Source organism: Croceicoccus sediminis (assembly GCF_007570835.1).
GTDB lineage: Bacteria > Pseudomonadota > Alphaproteobacteria > Sphingomonadales > Sphingomonadaceae > Croceicoccus > Croceicoccus sediminis.
The window spans coordinates 271,391-294,850 of sequence record NZ_SUNC01000001.1 but is presented as its reverse complement, the minus strand read 5'-3'; the positions used below and the strand labels follow the sequence as shown (position 1 = coordinate 294,850).

The following is a 23,460-nucleotide window of genomic DNA, read 5'->3' as shown; positions in this document are numbered from 1 at the left end:
TCTCGGCATTTAGGTTGGGCACAGGTCAGGTCGTTGCGATTGCACGACCGCACGGCACGTGGCAGCATCTGAGGGGTAATGGAAGAACAGGCTCTCGTAATCGCGCTGGTCGGCGTGCTCGGCATCGGCGCTCAGTGGGTAGCCTGGCGAACCGGTTGGCCGGCCATCGTGCTGATGCTAGCCGCAGGCTTCATCGCCGGACCCATCACCGGGATCATGGATCCCCATCATGCTTTCGGCGAACTGCTGGAACCGATGATTTCCATCGGGGTCGCCATAATCCTCTTCGAAGGTGGGCTCAGCCTCGATTTCCGCGAATTGCGAAAGACCGGCAGCGCGGTCTGGCGGCTCGTCATATTCGGCGTGCCGATCGCCTGGTTCTTCGGATCACTGGCCTGCTATTACATCGCCGGGCTGGTCTGGCCGGTCTCGATCCTGTTCGCCGGTATTCTTGTGGTCACCGGTCCGACAGTGGTCCTGCCGCTCCTGCGCCAGTCGAGCGTTGCGCAAAGGCCCGCCGCGATCCTGAAATGGGAAGCGATCGTAAACGACCCCTTCGGCGCGATGTGCGCCGTCATCGCCTATGAATATTTCCGCGCATCGGCCAATGGCGCGGGCCTTGTCGAAGTTCTGCCCCAGATGGCCTTCGCGACATTGGCGGCTGCGGTGCTCGGCTACGCGGCCGCGTGGCTCATCGCGTGGAGCTTCCCGCGCGGGTTGGTACCCGAATTCCTGAAGGCGCCCGTCCTTCTGGTGATGGTGATCGGGCTTTTCGTAGTCTCGAACACGATCCAGCAGGAAACCGGCCTCGTCGCCGTTACCCTCATGGGTATTGCGCTCGCCAACATGAACGTCGATTCCCTGCGGGACATCCATCCGTTCAAACAGAACATCGCCGTGATGCTCGTCTCGGGCATATTCATCCTGCTCTCCGCCTCGCTCAATTTCGAAACGCTCCGGGCGCTCGAATGGCAATTCACCCTGTTCCTGATAGCGATCCTCTTCCTCGTGCGCCCGTTGACCGTGCTGCTCAGCCTGGCTTTCAGCTCGATCCCCTGGAAAGAACGCATCTTCGTCGCGTGGATCGCACCGCGCGGTATCGTCGCGGTTGCCATTTCGGGCCTGTTTGCCTTGCGCCTGTCCGATCTCGGCTATGGCGACGGTACGATCCTGATCAGCTTGTCCTTTGCAGTCTGCGTCGTCACGATCGTCGCGCATGGCTTCACCATTTCGCCGGTGGCACGCTGGCTGGGGCTTACCGGATCGACCACGCCGGGGATTCTTCTCGTCGGCGCGACGCCCTGGTCGATCGCACTGGCGCGCGAGCTGAAGCAGATGGAAGTGCCCGTGACGATCGCCGACACCAGTTGGTGGCGACTGTCCGGCGCGCGGCAGCAGGGACTGCCAACCTATCACGGCGAAATCCTGGCCGAGGCGACCGAACACTCGCTCGACCTCTCGCAGTTCCAGACCCTTGTCGCCGCGACAGAGAACGAGGCGTACAATGCGCTCGTCTGCAACGAATTCGCGCCTGAAATCGGCCGTGATGCCGTCTACCAGCTTGGCGAAGCGGGCCATCACGACGACCCGCGTTCGCTGCCGGCCTCAATCCGTGGCCGCTCGCTGTTTCAGTCGGGCGTCGACATGAACGAGATGCACCGTCGCCAGCAGGCCGGCTGGGAATTTCGCAAGACGCGCCTGTCCGAACAGTTCAATTTCGATGCCGCCCGCGCCGCGCTTCCGGACGAGGCGGACTTCCTGATGGTCGTGAAGACCGGAGGGGCACTGCGCTTCTTCACGCACGCCTCGCGGCCCAGCCCTGCGCCCGGCGACTATGTCGTGTCCTATTCTCCGCCCGAAGAGCCGGACATGCAACGTGTCCAGGCCCGCAAGGAGAAGAAGGCTCGGGGCCAATCCAAGGCGGAGGCCAAACCTGCATGAAGGTAACGGGGAACGTGATGAGGACTGTCGGTAAACTGGCACTGGTGGCAACGATGCCAGCCATCCTGCTCGCAGGGTGCAAGCCACCGGCTGAGCCTGACCCTGAGCCGACGGAAACGGCCCTGCCAGAAGCGACGGAGACCCCGATCTCCATCCTGCGCGAAACGCCGGACCCGATCGTCGAGGACTTGCTGCCGACCGAACCGTTTGAGCAGACCGTGCCTTTCGCACAAGGCGGAAGCGAACTGTCTGATGAGGCGAAGGAAGCCATCAAGGCCGTGATCGAATCCAAGCAATTCGGATTGGGCGGGGCCATCACGATCTGGGGCCACACCGACAGTTCCGGCCATGACGAGGCAAACCTGCGCGCTTCGAAACGCCGTGCCGAAGCAGTGGCGCAGGCGCTTGAAGATGCCGGGGTCGACCCTGAACGGATCAAGATCGTGCCGATGGGCGAAATGCTGGCCATCGCGCCTAACGCCAAGCTCGACGGTACGCCGGACGAGGAAGGGCGCGCGAAAAACCGCCGCGTGGAAATCTCGGTCGCGCCGCCTCCGCAGGACGATGAAGTCGGCGGCGAAGCGTCAGATGACGCCGGTGCCGAACCATCTGATGACGCGGCAGAGACGCAGGACGCAGCGTCCCAATAGTGTAAGCGCGTCGTTAACCATCCAACTTGCATTGCTACGAGGAGCCGCCTCGTCACTTTTGCAGCGAAAAGTTAACCACTTCCCTATAAAGATACGCGCGTGAAGTTCGGGCTCCGCCTCCTTTCCGCGCGCCGCGCCTCCTCGCAGGAGCTTGTACGCCTGTATCAACTGGCGGCGAGTGCTGTTGCCGCGTTCATCCTTGGTCTGGCCGCCCTGCCCCATCTGATCGACCACGCACCGCGATGGTTCGGCTCGGCCATGATGGTGGAGCCGATCTCGGGGCAGATCGTCCTGATAGACACGGGTAGCGGTCAGAACTTTTCCGATGAATCGGTTGCTGAACGTCAGGCACAGGCAGTTCGGATCGCTTCGAAAGCGGGTGCCGAGGCGATCTTCATCGAGGGGCAATTTGCTGAATCCGACCCGGGTATTTCCGCCCTCGCCAACGCGATTTCCGCCACGTCCACCCCGGTTACGATTGGCTGGCCGCTCGCCTATACGGCGGACGAGAACTATATCGGAGTTCGCGTAGACAGGCGGGCATCATTTCCGGACGTGACTGAAACCGCCCAGGCCAACCGCCAATTGATGACAGGCTTCGTGCGCGAAGCGGAGTCGCCGATCACTGTCGCTGGCAAGCGATGGAGTTCGTTCAGTGCCGCCATTTCAGGCGTCGACTATGTCCCCGGCGTTTTTCCCATCGATTACCGCCACCGGGCATCGGACCTGAAAGTCTACTCGATCGATGACCTTGCCGGCCGCTCCAAAATGACGGCCCAGCTACGCGGCAAACGGGTCGTGATTGCCTCCATCACGTCGTTGCAGCGAAATGCTCTCGTCCCCAGGGACTGGCGGGTTCCAATCATCTTCGTCGATCTTCTCGCAGCTGAAACGCTGATCAGCGGCGTCCCCTTCCGCGTGCCGACCGAGATCGGATACTTCTTCGCGATAATCATGCTCTATATCGCGGCGCTGCTGCCGCGTCGTATGCGCCGCAAGACTTATGCCGCCACTGCCGGACTGATGATCGCGGTGCCTCTTTTCGTGGCGCCTTTTGGACCCATCATCAATTCCGGTGCCGGACTTTGTGTCCTTTTCGTTTATGGCGGCCTGCGCCTGCGTTCGGGCCTTCGGGAGCGGGCCGCCGGCGTTGAACGGCTTTCCGGCCTTCCTAATTTCCACTCGCTCGAAGACGATTTCACGGCTTCCAAGGGACGCCTGATCATCGCCAAGGTCGAGAACTACGAGGAAATCCTCGCCAGCCTCGAAAGCACGCATCACGCCGATTTCGTCAAGCAGATCGCCCAGCGTCTCTCCATCGGTGGTTCCACGCAGATCTACACCGACACGACCGGGCACTTCGCATGGTTCGATGAACTCGAACACGCCAAGAGCCACGTCGCAGGACTGCTTGCCCTGACCAGCGCGCCGATCGTAACCGGTGATCGCACGCTGGACTTCAACTGCGCATTCGGCCTGCTCGACTGCACCATCGACAAACCGCGGCAAGCGATAAGCGCGACGATCGTCGCCGCAGACCGCGCTGCATCCCGCCCGACCCACATCTCCTACGTGAGCGAGCAGGACGGTTTCGATGCCAACTGGCAGCTATCACTGCTCGCCTCGCTCGGTGACGCGATGGAGCGCGAACAGATTTACCTCGCCTTTCAGCCGCAATGCCGCTTGGCCGACAACCGGATCATCGGGGTCGAGGCGCTGGTCCGTTGGCGCCACCCGGAACGCGGGGTGATCAGCCCCTCGCAGTTCATTCCGCAGATCGAGCGTGCTGGCCGCCTCAAGCCGCTGACCGCGCACACTTTGCGTCTTGCCGCCCGTGCGGCGGACAGGATCTTGTCGACAGGCATCCGTGTAAGCGTCAACGTCTCCGCCACGCTGGTTGCCGACGACGATTTCGTCCCGTTCGTTCACGAAAACATCCTTGCGGGCGGCGGACGCCCCTCCGCCATCACGATTGAGATCACCGAAACCGCCCGCACCCCCGACATCGAGCGCGCCGCCCGCAATCTCGAAAAGCTGCGTTCGATCGGTTACCACATCGCGCTAGACGACTTCGGGACCGGCGAAGCGAACCTGTCGCTTCTGGTCGCGCTGCCTTGCGATGAACTCAAGATCGACCGTAGTTTCGTGATCCTCTCCCAGCATAGCGACCGTGCCCGCATGGTCATCGGCGCGCTGGAAAAGACGACGAGCATGGCGGACATGCGGCTCATCGTCGAAGGGATCGAAACCGAAGACGATCGCAACACGATGCTGGACCTCGGCTGCGAGCTTGGACAGGGCTATCTGCTGGGCAAACCGCAGTTGCTGACCCAGTTCATACACTTGCTCGGAAGCCAGGTTGTCGACGAGCCAACAAAATTAACCCTTTATTAACCTTAAAATTTGTGGTTAACATGTAGTCCTCAAGAACGGAGGCCTATTATGTTTGACTGGTGTCTGAATTGGTTCGAACACTGGGTCTGAGGATCCACGAACCAAATTTCTAAAGGCCTCGCCCTCTGGCGGGGCCTTTTTCATTAGGTCTGAACGATTGCCAAAAGCCAGCAATTCTGCGGGTTTCCCCTAGTGATCCATTAATATCCTCCAACGCATTCACACTAAAATGTTGATCGGGTTGTCATTCACATTCTAATGTGCGACAGCGCGGATATGCAGACCACGATCACCACGACTCAGGAGCGAATCAGGACCCTCGTATTGAAGGGCCAGATGTCGCGTTCCGCCATCGCACGGGCCGCCGGCCTTCATCCCAACTCGCTGCGCGACTGCACCGAAGACGGCTGGAACCCCACGTCCGATACTCTGGCAAAGCTCGATGCTTTCCTGCGCGACAATGACGACCGTCCGGTTCTCGCCACGCCGGAAGAGATCATCGACGAGGCTCGTAATGGTCGCATGTTCATCCTGGTCGACGACGAAGACCGTGAAAACGAAGGCGATCTGGTCATCCCCGCGCAGATGGCCACGCCGTCGGCGATCAATTTCATGGCAACGCATGGTCGCGGCTTGATCTGCCTCGCACTCAGCAAGTCCCGGGTTCAGGACCTCGGCCTCGAACTGATGAGCCGCAACAACCGCACCCGCCACGAAACCGCATTCACGACCTCGATCGAAGCGCGCGAAGGCGTCACAACCGGCATCAGCGCAAGCGACCGCGCCCGTACGATCAGCGTCGCGATCGATTCCTCGAAGGGTAAGGACGACCTCGTCACCCCGGGCCATGTCTTTCCGCTCGTCGCCCGGGACGGCGGCGTCCTGGTGCGCGCCGGCCATACCGAAGCCGCGGTCGACATTTCGCGTCTTGCCGGGCTGAACCCCTCCGGCGTGATCTGCGAGATCATGAACGATGACGGCACGATGGCGCGCATGGACGATCTCATCGCTTTTGCCCGCCGCCATGATCTCAAGATCGGCACGATCCGCGATCTCATCGCCTATCGCCGCAAGCACGATCATATCGTGGAGCTGCGTTCCGAAACCCGTTTCGCAAGCCAGTATGGGGGCATGTGGACCGCGCGGGCCTATTACAACACCGCCACGGGCGACGAAACGCTGGCGCTTACGCTCGGCCACATCAGCCCTGACAAGCCGACTCTGGTCCGGATGCATACGCTTGACGTATTCAGCGATGCGCTTGGCGAGGAAGGGTCGCGATCGGGCTTGATGGCGCGCTTCATGAAGCAGATCGCCGATGAAGGCGCGGGCGTGGTCGTCATTATCAATCGCCACAGCAAGCGCATGTGGTCGGCCATCCTCGACATGCATTCCGGGGCAAAGAGCACGGCCGACATGGACGAATTGCGCGACTATGGTGTAGGCGCGCAGGTCCTTACCGAACTGGGCGTGCAGGAGATGATCTTGCTGACCAACACGCACCACTCGCTCGTCGCGCTGGAAGGTTACGGCCTTTCGATCGCGGGCGAACGTCCCATCGACTGACCAGACTTTCTACCGGAGACCGACATGGCCCGCTTTCTCATCGTGGAAGCCCGTTTCTACGAACATCTCAACGACATGCTCGTCTCCGGCGCCCGCAGCGCGCTTGAGGCAGAAGGTCATTCGGTAGACGTGCTGACCGTGCCCGGCGCGCTGGAATTGCCGGGGTCCATCGCGATGGCTTCGGAAAGCGGACAGTACGATGGTTATGTCGCGATCGGTGTCGTCATTCGCGGCGAAACCTATCACTTCGAAATCGTCGCCGGGGAAAGCGCGCGCGGCATCATGGCGCTGACCATGGACGGGGTGGCCATCGGTAACGGCATCCTGACAGTCGAAAACGAAGCACAAGCGCTCGTCCGCGCCGATCCCGCACAGAAGGACAAGGGCGGCGAAGCGGCAAAGGCTGCCCTCGCCCTGCTCGACCTGCAGTCGCGCTTCGCGGTCTAAAAGGCGTTCAGCCGGTCTGCTTCGGACTGGTACATGCGCGAGCCCGGCTGCACGTCGAACGCGCGATACCAGGCGTCGATGTTCTCGACCAGATTGGCCCGGGCCTGCAGGGCGTCCTGCGCCCGGCGACGTTCAAGGCTGCTACCTTCGGGATACTTTGTGCCCCACAGCTGCGCCCATGCGATGAAGAAACGCTGGTCGCCGGTAAAACCCTCTATCACCGCGGGCTCCTTGCCGCCAAGCGATCGGCGGTAGGCTCCATGGGCTGCCTGTAATCCCGCAAGATCGGCCGATTCCTCCTGGTCGTCGCCCGGCTGATCTATCACGCGCGCCATCTCGCGGCCGATGATCGAACCGATCCCGCCGAAATTGGCGGCCGCATCGGAAGACGCGTTGTAGATCGGTGGCTGTATGAAGGCCGCGCTTATCTGGATCGACGACTGCTGCGGCAATGTCAGAATGCTCGCCTCATGCGGGGCCAGCCACCACTCCCCCGCCCGCGCGGAGGTACCCGTACGCGATGCCTGCTGCAGATAGAGAGCACGGTCCGCCTCTTGCGCAATGGAATAGGCCTGGTCCAGTTCGAGGTCGCGGCGCTTTACCGGAGCGATCTTGTCCGGATAGCCGACCGAGATACGAATGCTCTTCAGCTTTTCCAGCAGTCTAGCCGCGCTCGCCTCGTCGAGGTTGTCGCTATTGCGGATGGCCTGCCCCATCGCGCCGCGAACGGCTTCGGCGATCTGCTCCACGTCCTTGACCTGCGATGCCTGCACGTAGCGTTCGACGTAGAGCCGACCGAGGACATCGGGGTAGAGTTTCGCTGCCCGCAAGACCGCTTCGCTTTCACGCGAGGGGCGACCACGAATGCCCTTGATGTCCCGCTCGTAGAACTGGAAATGCGCGTCGGACACGGCTTTCGGCAAAAGGCCCGCTTGCCGGTTCAGTCGGTGAAACAACAGCCAGTCGCGCCAGACGTCGATCGGTTCGGATGCAACGAGCGCCGAGGATACTTTCACCGCTCCAGCAGACTGCACCGCGATCTTGTCGGCGCGGTTGAGACCTGCGCCCGCGAGAAATGCGTCCCAGTCCATGCCCGGCGCCTCTGTACTGAGCGCCGCGCGATCCCAGGTCACGGTTTCGCCCGGACCTTCGCCCTGGGCCGCAGCAAGCTTCTGCTCCAGTTCCACGACCGCCCTGGCCCGCGAAGCCGCGCCGTTCAGCCCGGCCCAGCCCAGAACCCGAGCGACATAGACGCGATAGGCCGCTCGCGTGGGCGTATAGGCATAATCTTCAGGCTGCGGCAGACCGAGTCCGCCCGCGAAAAGATAGGGTATCTGCGTTTCCCCATCCGGACCCGCCATGACGGCAACGGAGAACAGTCCGTCGCTATTGTCGCCATCGGCCAGCATCGGGTTCGCTTCGCCGCGCACGTTTTCACCGATGGCGCGGGCGAGGTCTTGCGCGGTTTCGATATCGGCAAAGCGCGCCAGATCGTCGGCAACGATGTCGCGGCCCGCCCGTTTGATCGCGGCACGGTTCATGAAGGCGCGGTAGAATTCGCGAAGTTGTGCCTCTCCGCTGCCGCTGGGCTGCGGGCTGTTAGCCAGTTCCTGCAGGATGGCGAGCAGCCGTGTTTCCAGCAGACTGGCCGCGGCATCGCGCCTGCTGGCAGAGGGCTGGTCATCGGGAACTTCGGCGTACTGAAGCCACCCGCCATTGGCGTACAGGTAGAAATCGTCGCCCGGCGGTATTGCCTTGTCCATCGCCTCGACGTCGATGCCGACGCCTGTGCCTTGCGTCGCGACATAGCCGCTATCATCCGAAGACGAACACGCAGCCAGCGTCCCGAACGACACCGCCAGGAGGGCGGAAGCAGCTAGGATTGCGTGGCGCAAGGCAGAACCCGACTTTCAATGTGGCAAAAACGTGGCGAGAACCCTTTTACGAGACCTTGCCACGCTTCGCAAATATCTGGACGCGACCGTTAAGAACGCGCCACTGCCATTGCGGCGGCTGTCCTTATGCGAGACGGCCGAACGCGCTGGACCCGGCGTAGAATGCCGACGCGCCCAGCTCTTCCTCGATGCGGATCAGCTGGTTGTACTTGGCAAGCCGGTCGGACCGAGCGAGCGATCCGGTCTTGATCTGGCCGCAGTTGGTGGCAACCGCCAGGTCGGCGATCGTGCTGTCCTCGGTCTCGCCCGAACGGTGCGACATGACCGCGGTGTAGCCGTTGCGCTGCGCGATCGAGACCGCCTCCAGCGTTTCGGTCAGCGTGCCGATCTGGTTGACCTTGACCAGCAGCGAGTTTGCAAGGCCCTGGCCGATGCCCATCGTCAGGCGCTTGGGGTTGGTCACGAACAGGTCGTCGCCGACCAGCTGGACCTTGTCGCCCACCTTGTCGGTGAGAGCCTTCCAGCCGTCGAAGTCGTCTTCGGCCATGCCGTCCTCGATCGACTTGATCGGGTAGTTGGCGCACAGGTCGGCCAGGTAATCGGCCATTTCCTCGCCGGTGAGCGATAGCCCCTCGCCCGCGATATCGTAGCGGCCATCGGTAAAGAACTCGGTGCTGGCGCAGTCGAGCGCGAGTGCGATGTCGTCACCCGGCTTGAAACCGGCCTTCTCGATCGACTGCATGATGAAGTCGAGCGCGTCGCGCGTGCTGGCAAGGTTCGGGGCAAAGCCGCCTTCGTCGCCAACGGCGGTCGACAGGCCCTTTTCCGAAAGACCCTTCTTCAGCGTGTGAAAGATCTCCGCGCCCCAGCGCACTGCATCGGCCAGCGACTCGGCACCGACCGGCATGACCATGAATTCCTGGAAATCGATCGGGTTGTCGGCATGTTCGCCGCCGTTGATGATATTCATCATCGGCACCGGCAGGACATGGGCCGAAACACCGCCGATATAGCTGTAAAGCGGCATTCCGCGCGCTGCGGCCGCGGCCTTTGCCACCGCCATCGAGGTACCGAGGATCGCGTTGGCGCCAAGGCGGGCCTTGTTCTCCGTCCCGTCGAGAGCGATCATGGCAAGGTCAATGTCGCGCTGGTCCTCGGCATCAAGGCCAAGCAAAACCTCGGAAATCTGGTCGTTCACGGCGTCGACCGCCTTTAGAACACCCTTGCCCATGTAGCGGGTCTTGTCGCCATCGCGCAGTTCGACGGCTTCGTGTGCGCCGGTCGATGCGCCCGAGGGAACCGCGGCGCGGCCCATCGATCCGTCTTCGAGAAGGACGTCGACTTCCACCGTCGGATTCCCGCGGGAATCGAGGATTTCGCGGCCATGGATATCGATGATGGCGGTCATTTTCGGGCACCTTCCTGTCAAGTCTGAGACGGCACGCGCATCGCGTTTCCGTATATGATACGCTCGGAGCCGATAGATGGCGGAACAATCGCTGGCAACACTCGTTGGTCAGGTAAACGGGGGGAGCCGCGAGGCTGCCCGCCACATATCACTAAAGGGGCCGCCCGGTACTCGGGTGGATTAAGGAAGAAAGATGGAAACGATGGTCGAACCGATCGAACCCACCACGCCGGAAACGCCGGTGAATTCGAACCGCGCCGAAGCCAAGAGCCGCTTTTCGAAGGCGCTCGACGAAGCGAAAGCCGGTGCCGCCGCTCTCAAGGCGGAAGCAGTCGAAAAGGCAGGAACGCTCAAGGCGGATGCCAAGGTCAAGGCAGACGGCTACAAGGGCCGCGCCGGTGAAAAGGGCGAACAGCTGAAGGGCGACGCCGCCGCATATAGCGAGCAGGCGAAGGCCAAGGCAGCCGAATTGGCGCTGGAAACCAAGGCGAAGACGAGCGAGGCGATGGTTTCGCTGGGCCGCTTTGCCACCGACAACGCCGGCACGATCGATGAAAAGCTGGGCGTGAAGTACGGCGACTATGCCCGTTCGGCAGCGCGCAGCCTTGAAACCAACGCGGCAAAGCTCGACGCCAAGAGCCTTGACGAGCTTGGCGAAGATGCACGGCAAGTCGTCCGCAAGAGCCCGGGCACCGCAGTTGCCGTCGCCGTCGGCGCCGGTTTCCTGCTCGCCCGCCTGTTCCGCTCCAAGTGAGTTCCGGACAGGAACGGAAGGGGTAATGCTGGATAGCACCCGCTACGATTCCGATGCCTCGGACAGTGCGGATCTGGCGGCCGAAAGGTCGCTGGCCGAAGACATAAAGGCGCTCGTCAGCGACGGGCGCCTTCTTGCCGAGGCGGAGATCGATTTTCACAAGAAGCGCGCTATTTACGGCGCGAACGAGGGCAAGAAAATCGCCATCTCGTTCGCGATCGCGGGCGTGCTGGCGTTTTTCGCGGTGATGGGTCTGGTCTTCGGACTGATCCTCGCGCTGGGGCAGATCATCACTTACTGGGGTTCGACGGCTGTTGTGGTCGGTGCGCTCCTGCTCATCGCATTCGTATTCGTGTCGATGGGCAAGTCCCGCCTCGACCGCGTGAAGTCCGTGTTGAGCACCGAGGAACAGGCATGACCGAGGCCGAAGTCATCGAGGCCAAGCGCCTCCGCAGAACAGCCCGCGACGTCTTCGACACGCAAAAGAACCTCGTTCGCGCCGATCTCGACGCCGCCTCGCTTGGCAAGCGTGTCGCCACGCGCATCAGCGAGGATGCACGTTACCTTGGTGAAGAGGCCGCCGACGTCGCCAATCGCAACAAGGCACTGACGGGTATAGGCGCGCTAGCCGTTACCGCGCTTCTCTTCCGCAAGCCCCTGATGGCCTTTGCGGCAAGCATCATCGGCACTGAACAGGACGAAGATGCGGACAGTGACCAGCGTGAGGAAGAAAACGGCGTCGCCCGGTAGGTTATCGGGCTTTCCTGCGGAACCACAGGCCTTTCACTGCATTGATTTGGCAAAGGCCCGGTTCATGATCGGGCGAAACAAGAACATTCCGACAGGAAGGACCACTTTCGTGACCGACACAGACCAACAGCCCGCCAATGACAGCGCCGCCATTCCGCTGAATATCCAGGCGAGCAATCCCGAACCCGAAACACAGTCCCTGTCCGATCGCGTGTCCGCCGCGCAGAAGCGGATTGCCGAACGCACCGCCCCTGCCCGTGCCAAGGCCGCGGAACAGACCAAGGCCGCGGCGAGCTCGACCAAGCAGTTCGTGAAGGACCATCCTGTGATCGCAATCGGCGGCGCACTCGCTGCTGGCATCGCCATCGCATATGCCCTGCCCGGCAAGCCGAGCCGCAAGCTGCGCAGCAGTACGCTGGCGCTTGGTGGTCTCGTCGCCGAGCTTGCCGCCACTTATGGCGCGCGCATGCTTTCGATGGCCGAAGACGCTGCCGAAGCAAGCCAGGAAAAGCTTGGCGAAATTGGCGAGAGCTTTGCTGCCGCCAGCGAATCGCTTGCCGACACGGCTGCTGAAACTGGCACCTCGGTCCTGTCCAGCATCAAGCATATGGGCGAAGCGACCGCTGCGCAGGCACAGTCGATGGCCGGAAAGATCAAGCGCTGATCGCCGCCTCACCTTTTACTAAGACAAATGTCGGTCCGGTGCATATCTTGCGCCGGGCCGATTTTTCTTTAATGGGTGCGCGCAAGGGCACGCTTCAACGAAGGGGCGGCCTTCTCCCTCAACTGGAATGGAACCCGTTCTCATGACGCAGAAGCTGCATCTTGTGATGGGTGGCCGGGTTACCGACCCGCGCTCGCTCGAATTCGCCGACCTGCCTTCGGTTCACCTCGTCGGGGTCTTTCCCGATTATTCCAGCGCCGAAGAAGCCTGGCGCTCCAACGCACAGCGCACCGTGGACGATGCAGAAATGAAGTACGTCATCGTGCACCTCCACAAGCTGCTCGAGCCGAATATGGGCGGCGAGAAGTAGGAAACCAGAAAACCCCGCGAGGCCAAACCGGCCCGCGGGGTTTTTCTTCGAACCTGGCCCGTGTGGGCGTGGGTTCAGATGAACTCGATCTTGTCGACGACGTAAAAACGGTCGCCCGAAGGGACGGTCACCTCGATTTCGTCCTCGACCCTCTTGCCGATAAGCGCGCGGGCCAGCGGGCTGTTGTAGCTGATGCGGCCCTTCTTCGCGTCTGCTTCGGTCTGACCGACGATCTGGTACTTCACCGGCTTGTCGTCATCGTCCAGCAGCGTAACGGTCGCGCCGAACACGATCTTGTCACCCGAAAGCGATGCCGGATCGATGATCTGCGCGCGGCTGATCTTGTCTTCCAGTTCCGCAATCTGCGCCTCGATCTGGCCCTGCCGTTCCTTGGCGGCGTGATATTCGGCGTTTTCGGAAAGGTCGCCGTGGGCGCGCGCTTCCTCGATCGCGTCCACGACGCGAGGACGTTCAAGTCGCAGTGCCTTGAGGTCAGCAGTCAGCTTTTCGTAGCCTTCCGCCAGCATCGGGACTTTTTCGATACTCGCCATGTCTTTCCCTGTTCTATCAGTCGCCATGGATTTCCCCGCGACAGGTTCGCCGTTCGCCCCTTCGTAAAGAAGTCGGCGTGCGGAGTACCTGAACGTTTGAGGGAAATCCGATCAGTCAGCCATAATAGGATTGAAGCGAGCGCACTTCAAGCGTGCCGCCACGTTGAGCCGCAATCGCATCGGCCGCGACGACCGCTGCCGCCGCGGTCGTGTAGATCGCGACCTTGGCTTCCAGTGCGGCCTGACGGATCGACGCGGAGTCCTTCAAAGACTGCCATCCCTCGGTCGTGTTGAAGATCAAGGAAACGTCGCCGTCGATGATCCGGTCCACGATATGCGGGCGCCCTTCGGCCACCTTGTTCACGCGTTCTGCGTCAACGCCGTTTTCGACCAGGAACTTCTGCGTTCCGCCGGTCGCGATGATGGCGAAACCGTTGGCTTCCAGCTTCTTGACCGCGGGAAGGATGTGATCCTTGTCGCTGTCCTTGACCGATACGAACAGGACGCCGCCTTCGGGAAGCAGGGCGCCTGCGCCCAGCTGGCTCTTGATGAAGGCCGCGGTGAAGTCGGTATCGATGCCCATGACTTCGCCCGTGGACTTCATTTCGGGGCTGAGCACCGGGTCCGTGCCGGGGAACTTGGCGAACGGGAAGACCGCTTCCTTGACCGCGACGTGATCGACCTTGCGCTTGATCTTGGGCAAGTCGGTCAGCTTCTCGCCCGCCATGACGCGTGCAGCGATCTTTGCGATGGGGTCGCCGATGGCCTTTGCCACGAAGGGAACGGTGCGCGATGCGCGCGGGTTCACCTCGATCAGGTAAACCTCATCTTCCTTGATCGCGAACTGGATGTTCATCAGGCCTACGACCTTCAGAGCGCGGGCGAGCGCATCGGCCTGACGCTCCATCTCGGCGATGATGTCGTCCGAGAGGCTGTAGGGCGGCAGGGTGCAGGCGCTGTCGCCGGAATGGACACCAGCTTCCTCGATGTGCTGCATGACACCGGCCACGACCACGTCGGTCCCGTCGCACAGGGCATCGACGTCGCATTCGACGGCATCGCGAAGATACTGGTCGATGAGGACCGGGCTTTCACCCGATACGCGAACCGCGGTTGCCATATATTCGTCAAGCTGCGCTTCGCTGTCGACGATTTCCATCGCGCGGCCGCCAAGGACGTAAGACGGGCGGATGAGCACCGGATAGCCGATTTGCGCGGCGATGCCCCTCGCCTCTTCCTGGCTGCGGGCGATGCCGTTGGCGGGCTGCTTGAGGCCGAGCTTGTTGACCAGCTTGGCAAAGCGTTCACGGTCTTCGGCAAGGTCGATCGCATCGGGCGAAGTGCCCAGGATCGGGATACCCGCCTTTTCAAGGTCTGCGGCCAGCTTCAGCGGGGTCTGCCCGCCGAACTGCACGATCACACCGGCCAGCGTGCCGTTCGACATTTCGACGGCAAGGATTTCCAGCACGTCTTCGGCCGTCAGCGGTTCGAAATAGAGCCTGTCCGACGTGTCATAGTCGGTCGAGACGGTTTCCGGGTTGCAGTTGACCATGATCGTCTCGAACCCTGCGTCCGCCAGCGCAAAGCATGCGTGGCAGCAGCAGTAGTCGAACTCGATCCCCTGCCCGATCCGGTTCGGCCCGCCGCCAAGGATAACGATCTTGTTGCGCGACGACGGGTCGGCCTCGTTCTCGGGCTCACCGAACAGCGGGGCCTCGTAAGTCGAGTACATGTAGGGTGTGATCGCCTCGAACTCGGCGGCGCAGCTGTCGATGCGCTTGAACACCGGACGCACGCCCAGCTTGTGGCGCAGCTTGCGGATTTCCTCTTCCGAGGTGCCGCCCGCCATAGCCCTGAGCGTATCGTGCAGCAGGCCCGACCGCTTCGCCTGCGTTTCACCTAGGCCGCCAGCGACACCGATCGAACGCACGGCAAGCGTGGCAAGCCGCTTGTCCGAAAAGCCCATGGCTTTCAACCGGCGCAGACCCTCGGCATCGCCGGGGACGCCGTTTTCGACGATGCGGCTCTCTTCCTCGATGATCTGGCGAATGTGCGTCAGGAACCAGGGATCGTACTGGGTGACGGCGTGGATTTCGTCCTGCGTCATCCCTTCGCGGAAAGCCTGCGCCACGATCAGCAGCCGTTCGGGCGTGCGTTCGGACAGACGCGCGGTCAGCACGTCCTTCGATGCGCCTTCCAGCTCCTCGACCCGGTTGAACCCGTCGAGCCCGGTTTCGAGGCCGCGCAGCGCCTTCTGCAGCGATTCCTTCATGTTGCGCCCGATGGCCATGACTTCGCCGACAGACTTCATCGCGGTCGACAGCTTGTTCTGCGACCCCTTGAACTTTTCAAAGGCAAAGCGCGGGATCTTGGTGACGATATAGTCGATCGTCGGCTCGAAACTGGCGGGAGTCGCCCCGGTGATCTCGTTCGTGATCTCGTCCAGCGTGTAGCCCACGGCCAGTTTCGCCGCGACGCGCGCGATGGGGAAGCCGGTGGCCTTCGATGCCAGCGCCGAGGAACGCGAAACGCGCGGGTTCATCTCGATCACGATCAACCGGCCGTCAGCTGGATTCACTGCGAACTGTACGTTCGAACCGCCTGTTTCCACACCGATTTCGCGCAGCACGTTCAAAGACGCGGTGCGCATGATCTGGTATTCCTTGTCGGTCAGCGTCAGCGCCGGTGCGACCGTGATGGAATCGCCGGTGTGGACGCCCATCGGGTCCACATTCTCGATCGAGCAGATGATGATGCAGTTGTCGTTCTTGTCGCGAACGACTTCCATCTCGTACTCTTTCCAGCCGAGCAGCGATTCCTCGATCAACACTTCGGTGGTCGGGCTGGCGTCGAGGCCTTCGCGCACGATCTTCTCGAACTCGGCCTTGTTATAGGCGATGCCGCCGCCGGTGCCACCCAGCGTGAACGAGGGGCGGATGATCGCGGGCAGGCCCGTGGTCTCCAGCACTTCGAACGCTTCCTCGACAGTGTTGGCAACGCCCGAACGTGCCGATTCCAGCCCGATCGCGTCCATAGCCTTGCGGAACCGCTGGCGGTTTTCGGCCTTGTCGATGGCATCGGCATCCGCGCCGATCATCTTCACGCCGTACTTATCCAGCACGCCCGTTTCGTACAGCTTCAACGCGGTGTTGAGCGCGGTCTGCCCGCCCATCGTCGGCAGGATCGCGTCGGGGCGTTCCTTGGCGATGACGCGTTCTACGAAATCGGGCGTGATCGGCTCGACATAAGTCGCGTCGGCCATTTCCGGATCGGTCATGATCGTGGCGGGGTTGGAGTTCACCAGGATGACCCGGTAGCCCTCTTCCTTCAGCGCTTTGACCGCCTGCGTGCCCGAATAGTCGAACTCGCACGCCTGCCCGATGATGATCGGGCCTGCGCCGATGATGAGGATGGAGGAGATGTCAGTGCGTTTGGGCATTACTGGCTTTCTGTCTCTTGGGCAGGGGCCGGGTTCGGCTCATCGAAAAAGGCGAAGGGATCGGGCAGCGGCAGGATGCCGGCCTCGATCATCATGGCATCGGCCTCGCGATAGGCAGGACCGAAGCCTTTCAGGATACGCTGGGCAAAATCGTCAGGAAGCGCGCAGCCGTTCTGCGCATTCTCGACAGCGCTTTCCATAAAGCGGCGAACGAGCCTCGCGCGCTCCTCGGCAGTATCGTCGTAGGGGAAAACGCCGTTGCGCACCTCGATGGAGGTCGCGCCGTCTTCGTCGCAGGGGGCAACCCTGATGTGCACGCTGAGATCGTACTCGGCATCGTCGGCGTCGTATTCGGCATAGAACTGCAACGTGGCAGCGGCGACCGTGTGCTCGATATGGACGGGGTGTTCTTCGTTGCCACCGACAACCCAGCCATCCTCCGCCGAAGCAACGGCGGGCATCGCCACCGACAGCGCGGCGGCGCTGATGAGGATGGAGGAGATGTCGGCGCGATTGGGCATCAATTTTTATCACCTAGCAAATACAGACCGACCTGGAGCCTTGGGCCAAAAGTCGCGCTTGAGAGTATGCAGTCGATTACAGAGGGCTCTTCCTTGTAGAGATCGATCGATGCAGTCTCATTACCGTGAGTTCCGCTCTCGATATCAAAACTCTTTGCCTTACAGTGTGTTACGAGAAATGTTGGAGAGATGTCATCCATTTCATAGAGTTCGCTATCGGACCTCCACTCAACAGATTGTGTTCCCCGAATAGCCAATTTCAGTTCAGCGCGTTTCTCCATCTGACTGAAAACCCATCCTCCAAAGAAACTAGCGGCCATGCTAAGGGCAATCAGCAAAGCACGCCTTCGCTTCACCCCAACTCACCCACGAACTTCTCGAACAGGTAAAAACTGTCCATCGGCCCCGGCGAAGCCTCGGGGTGATACTGTACCCCGAAGGCCTTCTTGCCGGTAATGGCGATGCCGCAGTTGGTGCCGTCGAACAGCGACTTGTGCGTTTCGATCACACCTTCGGGCAGCGTGGTGCCGTCGACTGCGAAACCGTGGTTCATCGAGGTAATCTCGACCAGACCCTCGCTCTCGCCCCACACGCCGCCGACGCGCTGGACCGGGTGGTTCGCGCCGCGGTGGCCCTGGAACATCTTGCCGGTCTTGGCCCCTGCGGCAATTGCCAGCATCTGGTGGCCGAGGCAGATGCCGAACAGCGGCACGCTGGCATCCAGCAGCGACTTGATCACCGGCACCGCGTATTCGCCCGTCGCCGCCGGATCGCCGGGGCCGTTCGACAGGAACACGCCGTCAGGCTTCAGTTCCATGATCTGATCGAACGTTGCCTCTGCGGGCACCACGGTCACTTTCGCGCCCGCCTTTACGAGGTTGCGAAAGATGTTGTCCTTCGCGCCGAAATCCATCGCCACGACGTGCGGGCGGCCCTCGCTGCCAGGCTGGCCATAGCCTTCGCCCAGCGTCCAGTGGCCGCCGGTCCAGTCCTGATGGCACGAACGCGCAACGGTCTTGGCAAGGTCCATCCCTTCAAGACCCGGCCATCCTTGCGCCTTGGCGTGGAGCGCCTTCAGGTCGAAATTGCCGTCCGGGTCATGCGCGATGACCACGTTGGGCGCGCCCTGGATGCGGATGCGGCGGGTCAGCGCGCGGGTGTCGAGCCCGGCAATGCCGATCTTGCCCTTTTCTGCCATCCACTGCGGCAGGTCACCCATCGAGCGGAAGTTCGACGGGTCGGTCACGTCTTCGCGCACGACGCAGCCCAGTGCCGAATCGCAAAGGCCCTCGACGTCTTCGGGGTTCGTGCCGACATTGCCGATATGCGGGAAAGTGAAGCAGACGAACTGCCCGGCGTAGGACGGGTCGGTCATCACTTCCTGATAACCGGTCATCGACGTGTTGAAGCAAAGTTCGCCAACCGCATCGCCGGTCGCGCCAAATCCGCGCCCCCATGCGACATGACCGTCGGCAAAGACGATAACGGCCGTTGCTCCCTTTGGTTGAGGCGCGTGCGAGGGTGCGGCGTCTGCCATAAAAAAGGCGCTCCGTTATCTTAGAATCCAGCGATGCGTGCTAAGGCTCGCTCGCTAGTGGGGTGCAACTGTACCGTCAAGGTGGCCGGGCAGGTTTCTTTTCGCTATCGGCCCGCTTCAACCGCATTTTTGACCGAAAGACTCCACCATGCTTCGCGATGACCTGAAGTCCGCCCAGATCGATGCCATGAAGGCAAAGGACAAGGAACGCCTTAACGCTGTTCGCCTGATCCTCGCCAAGATCAAGGACCGCGACATCGAATTGCGCACGTCCGACAAGCCGGTCGACGACGATGCCATGGTGATCGAAGTCCTGCAGAAGATGGCCAAGCAGCGCCGCGAATCGATCGAGATGTACCGCCAGGGCGGCCGCGAGGAACTGGCCGCCGCCGAAGAAGCCGAGATGAAAGTGATCGAGGAATTCCTCCCCCAGCAGATGAGCGAGGAGGATACCAAGGCCGCGATCGAGGCTATCAAGACCGAGCTTGGCGCGACCGGCATGAAGGACATGGGGCGCGTCATGGCCGAGCTGAAGGCACGTCACGGTGCACAGCTTGACATGAGCAAGGCCAGCGGACTGGTTAAGGCCTCTCTTTCGTAATATCCGTGAGAGATGGCGCTCTCACCCCAATGGCTGGACGAACTGCGTAGCCGCATCACGCTTTCGGGCGTGATCGGCCGTACCACGCGGCTCACCAAAGCGGGGCGCGAGTTCAAGGCCTGCTGCCCCTTCCATAACGAGAAGACGCCCAGCTTCACCGTCAACGACGAAAAGGGCTTCTACCACTGCTTCGGCTGCGGCGCGCATGGCGATGCCATCCGCTGGATGACCGATCAGCAGGGCCTGCCCTTCATGGACGCGGTGAAGGAGCTGGCGGCAGAGGCCGGGATGGAAGTCCCCGCCCCAGACCCGCGCATGGCCAAGGCGGCAGAACAGCGCGCATCGCTGCACGATGTCATGGCTGCGGCGCAGGCGTGGTTCGTCGACAACCTCGCCTCGCCCGCCGGGACGCAGGCCCGCGCCTATCTGGAAAAGCGCGGGATCAAGGCGGCGGCGATCCGCGAATTCGGGTTCGGCTATGCCCCTGACGATCGCGGTGCGATTGCCAAGGCGCTGTCGGGCTTTCCGAAAGAAATGCTGATCGAGGCAGGTCTGCTGATCGATGTCGAGGGTAAAGAGCCTTACGACCGGTTTCGCGGTCGATTGATGCTCCCGATCCAGGACCGGCGCGGGCGTGTTATCGCATTTGGCGGCCGTATTCTTGCCGACGCCCCCAATGCGCCGAAATACCTGAACAGCCCAGACACGCCGGTCTTCGACAAGGGGCGCACCCTCTATAACCTGCACCGCGCCGCCGCTGCTTCGCGCCAGACGGACCGGATCGTCGTGGTCGAAGGCTACATGGACGTCATCGCGCTCGCCGGCGCAGGCATGGGCGAAGCGGTCGCCCCGATGGGTACGGCCCTGACAGAGAACCAGCTTGAACTGATCTGGCGGCTTGTCCCTGTGCCCACACTATGTTTCGACGGCGACAGCGCGGGCCAGCGCGCGGCGCTGCGCGGGATTGCGCGTGCGTTGCCCATGCTGAAACCCGGTCATTCCCTGTCCATCGTGACGTTGCCGGAAAAGATGGACCCCGACGACCTCATCCGCCGTGACGGGGCGCAGGCGATGGAAGCGTTGCTTTCGAAGGGCGAGACGCTGCTCGACGCGATCTGGCGGTTCGAGCGTGACGCACAGCCGCTGCGCACGCCAGAGGACAAGGCGGGCCTGAAAGCGCGCCTGATCGAACATACCGAGACGATCCAGCATCCCGACATCCGCTCGCTCTACAGGCGCGAATTGCTCGACCGATATGGCGCATTCGCCTTCCCGCCGCGCGAACAGCGGTCCGGTTTTCAGCGCGGTTCGTTCCAGAAAGGGCGCGCACCTTTCCCCAACCGCTTTGGCACAGAACCCGCATCGGGCCGTCTGAAACAGCTGACCCCCGCGGCTGCGCGAAGCCGCCTGATTACCGCGCTTCTGGTTGGATTGACCCGCCATCCCGGCGTCATCGCGGAGGAGAGCGACCGGCTCGCCACGCTGCACCCGGAGGACGCGATGCACGCCCGCGTTCTCGACGCATTGCTGGAAGCTGCGGAAACCCGAAAATTTGCGGCGAAAATCGATTCGCAGCCGCTTGAAACGGGTGAAGTTACGGCCATATTGCAAGGACGTGGACTGGCCCTACCCGACAGGGAAACGATCGGCGGCATGAAATTTGCCTTTTTGACCGATCACGCAGAGGAGCACGAGGCCACGCGAGAACTGGTGCAGGCGATCGAGCTGCTGGTCGAAAGACCCGCAATCGAGTCCGCCCTCGCCGAGGCGACCGCGCGTTTTGCCGAGGATCCGGAAGGAGCCTATGCGGAACAGCAGCGGTTGCTGAAGAGAAAGCTGGAATTCGAACGCCGTCTCATGCAAATGGCGGCATCGCGCGCGAATGCGTCGGCCTGAATATCGCGACTTGGACGGCCGGCTCAAGGGATACGGGAACATATTTCGGTAATGGCGACACAGGAAAAGAACGAAAGCGGCGATGCTCCGCTGATCGATCTCAACGAAGCCTCCATCAAGAAACTCATCGCTCGCGCCAAGAAGCGCGGCGTGATCACTTATGACGAGCTGAACGAGGCGCTTCCGTCCGACCAGATGTCGTCGGAGCAGATCGAGGACATCATGGCCGCGATCAGCGAGATGGGCGTGAACATCGTCGAAAGCGACGATGATTCCGACAGCGAAGACGGCGGCCCCGAGGAAGTCGGCAGCGACGACAACGACGACGATTCGGATACCCCGTCTTCGGGCACGGCCAACAAGGCCCCTGCCAAGAAGAAGGAAACGATCGAGCGTACCGACGATCCAGTTCGCATGTACCTGCGCGAAATGGGCGCGGTCGAATTGCTCAGCCGCGAGGGCGAAATCGCCATCGCCAAGCGCATCGAGGCTGGCCGTGACATGATGATCATGGGCCTTTGCGAAAGCCCGATCACGTTTCACGCCATCATCCAGTGGTCCGAGGCTCTCAACAACGAGGAAATGCAGCTGCGCGAGATCCTCGATCTCGATGCCATGCTGTCGAAGGAGCCCGCGCCGGAAAACCTCAACGACGAGGACGAAGGCGACGGCGAGATTTCCGAGGAAACGGCCGGCCCCTCCTACAAGGAGGATGACGACGACGAGGACGAGGAATCTTCCGAGGGCGAGAACGGCGAAGAAGGTTCGAGCCGCAAGGAAGACGACGACGACGAGGACAACACCCTCTCGCTCGCGCAGATGGAAGCGGCGCTGAAGCCCGACGCGATCGAACGTTTCGCCCGCATCACCAAGCTGTTCAAGTCCTTTGAAAAGCTTCAGGAAGAGCGCGTCGATGCCATGGGCCGCGGCGAGAGCTTTGCCGCGTCCAAGGAAGACAAATACGAGAAGCTGCGCGAAGAACTGACCGCAGAGGTCGAGTCCGTGCAGTTCCACGCGACGAAGATCGAATTCCTCGTCGACAATCTCTATGCCTTCAACCGCCGCCTGACCGCGCTTGGCGGCCAGATGCTCCGCCTGGCAGAGCGTCACAAGGTAAAGCGCGCCGACTTCCTCAAGGAATATGTCGGCCGCGAACTGGACGACACCTGGCTTGCCGAAATGTCCAAGAAGGACAAGAAGTGGGCCGCCTTCGCAGAGAAGGAAGAAGACGCGGTTGAGCGTATCCGCGCCGAAATCGCCGACATCGCTTCGCAGACCGGTATGGCGCTGCACGAATTCCGCCGCATCGTGAACATGGTGCAGAAGGCGGAGCGTGAGGCCCGTATCGCCAAGAAGGAAATGGTCGAGGCGAACCTGCGCCTCGTGATTTCCATCGCGAAAAAGTACACGAACCGCGGCCTTCAGTTCCTGGACCTGATCCAGGAAGGCAACATCGGCCTGATGAAGGCGGTCGACAAGTTCGAGTATCGTCGCGGCTACAAGTTCAGCACGTATGCAACGTGGTGGATCCGTCAGGCGATCACCCGCTCGATCGCTGACCAGGCACGCACGATCCGTATCCCGGTCCACATGATCGAGACGATCAACAAGCTCGTCCGCACGAGCCGCCAGTTCCTGCACGAGCAGGGCCGCGAACCTACGCCCGAGGAAATGGCAGAGCGTCTGTCGATGCCGCTCGAAAAGGTTCGCAAGGTGATGAAGATCGCCAAGGAACCGATCAGCCTCGAAACGCCAATCGGCGACGAGGAGGATTCGCACCTCGGCGATTTCATCGAGGACAAGAATGCGATCATTCCGGTCGACGCCGCGATCCAGGCGAACCTCAAGGAAACGGTCACCCGCGTCCTTGCCTCGCTCACCCCGCGTGAGGAACGCGTGCTGCGCATGCGTTTCGGTATCGGCATGAACACCGATCACACGCTGGAGGAAGTCGGGCAGCAGTTCTCGGTCACCCGCGAACGTATCCGCCAGATCGAGGCGAAGGCGTTGAGGAAGCTCAAGCACCCGAGCCGGAGCCGCAAGATGCGCTCCTTCCTCGACCAGTAAGACGAAAAA

At 61.8% G+C, this 23,460-nt stretch carries 20 protein-coding genes; 13 read left to right on the top strand and 7 right to left on the bottom strand.

All coding sequences use genetic code 11. The features are described from left to right. Positions 1–78 precede the first annotated feature (78 nt). The 5 genes from FAX90_RS01205 (at position 79) to ribH (ending at position 6,998) form a co-directional block, all read left to right on the top strand. Positions 79–1,941 carry a cation:proton antiporter gene (locus FAX90_RS01205; protein WP_144094779.1) on the top strand — a complete coding sequence of 621 codons (1,863 nt, stop codon included), beginning with the start codon at positions 79–81 and terminating at the stop codon, positions 1,939–1,941. After that, on the top strand, positions 1,938–2,591 hold the full coding sequence (locus FAX90_RS01200; protein WP_144094777.1) for an OmpA family protein: 654 nt from the start codon (positions 1,938–1,940) through the stop codon (positions 2,589–2,591). The genes FAX90_RS01205 and FAX90_RS01200 overlap by 4 nt, the downstream gene beginning before the upstream one ends. A 99-nt stretch (positions 2,592–2,690) precedes the next feature. After that, positions 2,691–4,985, top strand: coding sequence for an EAL domain-containing protein (locus FAX90_RS01195; protein ID WP_144094776.1), 2,295 nt, complete (start codon positions 2,691–2,693; stop codon positions 4,983–4,985). A 276-nt stretch (positions 4,986–5,261) separates the two neighbouring features. Next, positions 5,262–6,551, top strand: a complete 1,290-nt coding sequence (gene ribB, locus FAX90_RS01190; RefSeq protein WP_205700602.1) for a 3,4-dihydroxy-2-butanone-4-phosphate synthase — start codon at positions 5,262–5,264, stop codon at positions 6,549–6,551. A 24-nt stretch (positions 6,552–6,575) separates the two neighbouring features. Further along, complete coding sequence (ribH, locus tag FAX90_RS01185; RefSeq protein ID WP_144094772.1) at positions 6,576–6,998, top strand: 6,7-dimethyl-8-ribityllumazine synthase; 423 nt, start codon at positions 6,576–6,578, stop codon at positions 6,996–6,998. Here ribH and FAX90_RS01180 read toward each other — a convergent pair. Continuing rightward, positions 6,995–8,893, bottom strand: coding sequence for a M13-type metalloendopeptidase (locus FAX90_RS01180; RefSeq protein ID WP_144094770.1), 1,899 nt, complete (start codon positions 8,891–8,893; stop codon positions 6,995–6,997). The genes ribH and FAX90_RS01180 overlap by 4 nt on opposite strands. A 124-nt stretch (positions 8,894–9,017) precedes the next feature. Next, on the bottom strand, positions 9,018–10,301 hold the full coding sequence (gene eno / locus FAX90_RS01175; RefSeq protein ID WP_144094768.1) for a phosphopyruvate hydratase: 1,284 nt from the start codon (positions 10,299–10,301) through the stop codon (positions 9,018–9,020). Between the two features lie 193 nt (positions 10,302–10,494). Here eno and FAX90_RS01170 point away from each other — a divergent pair, with 193 nt between their 5' ends. From FAX90_RS01170 to FAX90_RS01150, 5 genes are all read left to right on the top strand, one after another. Then, positions 10,495–11,055 carry a hypothetical protein gene (locus FAX90_RS01170; protein WP_240704658.1) on the top strand — a complete coding sequence of 187 codons (561 nt, stop codon included), beginning with the start codon at positions 10,495–10,497 and terminating at the stop codon, positions 11,053–11,055. A gap of 25 nt (positions 11,056–11,080) precedes the next feature. After that, positions 11,081–11,473, top strand: coding sequence for a phage holin family protein (locus FAX90_RS01165; protein ID WP_170234815.1), 393 nt, complete (start codon positions 11,081–11,083; stop codon positions 11,471–11,473). Beyond that, positions 11,470–11,805, top strand: a complete 336-nt coding sequence (locus tag FAX90_RS01160) for a hypothetical protein (protein WP_144094765.1) — start codon at positions 11,470–11,472, stop codon at positions 11,803–11,805. The genes FAX90_RS01165 and FAX90_RS01160 overlap by 4 nt, the downstream gene beginning before the upstream one ends. A 109-nt stretch (positions 11,806–11,914) precedes the next feature. Further along, on the top strand, positions 11,915–12,469 hold the full coding sequence (locus FAX90_RS01155; protein ID WP_144094763.1) for a hypothetical protein: 555 nt from the start codon (positions 11,915–11,917) through the stop codon (positions 12,467–12,469). A 142-nt stretch (positions 12,470–12,611) separates the two neighbouring features. After that, the gene (locus FAX90_RS01150) at positions 12,612–12,839 is read left to right on the top strand and encodes a DUF4170 domain-containing protein (RefSeq protein ID WP_144096778.1); all 228 of its coding nucleotides are present in this window, start codon (positions 12,612–12,614) and stop codon (positions 12,837–12,839) included. Positions 12,840–12,913: 74 nt separating this feature from the next. Here the strand turns inward: FAX90_RS01150 and greA are convergent, their stop codons facing one another. From greA to carA, 5 genes are all read right to left on the bottom strand, one after another. Continuing rightward, positions 12,914–13,390 carry a transcription elongation factor GreA gene (gene greA, locus FAX90_RS01145; protein WP_144094761.1) on the bottom strand — a complete coding sequence of 159 codons (477 nt, stop codon included), beginning with the start codon at positions 13,388–13,390 and terminating at the stop codon, positions 12,914–12,916. 115 nt (positions 13,391–13,505) lie between these two features. After that, complete coding sequence (gene carB / locus FAX90_RS01140) at positions 13,506–16,829, bottom strand: carbamoyl-phosphate synthase large subunit (protein WP_144094759.1); 3,324 nt, start codon at positions 16,827–16,829, stop codon at positions 13,506–13,508. Continuing rightward, positions 16,829–17,350: a hypothetical protein gene (locus tag FAX90_RS01135; protein WP_144094757.1), complete on the bottom strand. Its 522-nt coding sequence runs from the start codon at positions 17,348–17,350 to the stop codon at positions 16,829–16,831. The genes carB and FAX90_RS01135 overlap by 1 nt, the downstream gene beginning before the upstream one ends. Next, positions 17,350–17,670 carry a hypothetical protein gene (locus FAX90_RS01130; RefSeq protein ID WP_144094755.1) on the bottom strand — a complete coding sequence of 107 codons (321 nt, stop codon included), beginning with the start codon at positions 17,668–17,670 and terminating at the stop codon, positions 17,350–17,352. Before FAX90_RS01130 ends, FAX90_RS01135 begins: the two co-directional genes overlap by 1 nt. A gap of 32 nt (positions 17,671–17,702) precedes the next feature. Then, a complete protein-coding gene (gene carA, locus FAX90_RS01125) occupies positions 17,703–18,887 on the bottom strand; it encodes a glutamine-hydrolyzing carbamoyl-phosphate synthase small subunit (protein WP_144094754.1) in 1,185 nt (394 codons plus the stop codon). A gap of 148 nt (positions 18,888–19,035) precedes the next feature. On the opposite strand from carA, the gene FAX90_RS01120 reads away from it, so the two are divergent. From FAX90_RS01120 to rpoD, 3 genes are read left to right on the top strand one after another with little or no spacing between them, the layout of a single operon-like run. After that, entirely contained in the window at positions 19,036–19,488 is a 453-nt protein-coding gene (locus FAX90_RS01120) for a GatB/YqeY domain-containing protein (RefSeq protein WP_144094752.1), read from the top strand. A gap of 12 nt (positions 19,489–19,500) precedes the next feature. Next, positions 19,501–21,384 carry a DNA primase gene (dnaG, locus tag FAX90_RS01115; protein ID WP_144094750.1) on the top strand — a complete coding sequence of 628 codons (1,884 nt, stop codon included), beginning with the start codon at positions 19,501–19,503 and terminating at the stop codon, positions 21,382–21,384. 51 nt (positions 21,385–21,435) lie between these two features. After that, a complete protein-coding gene (gene rpoD, locus FAX90_RS01110) occupies positions 21,436–23,451 on the top strand; it encodes an RNA polymerase sigma factor RpoD (RefSeq protein ID WP_144094748.1) in 2,016 nt (671 codons plus the stop codon). Positions 23,452–23,460 lie beyond the last annotated feature (9 nt).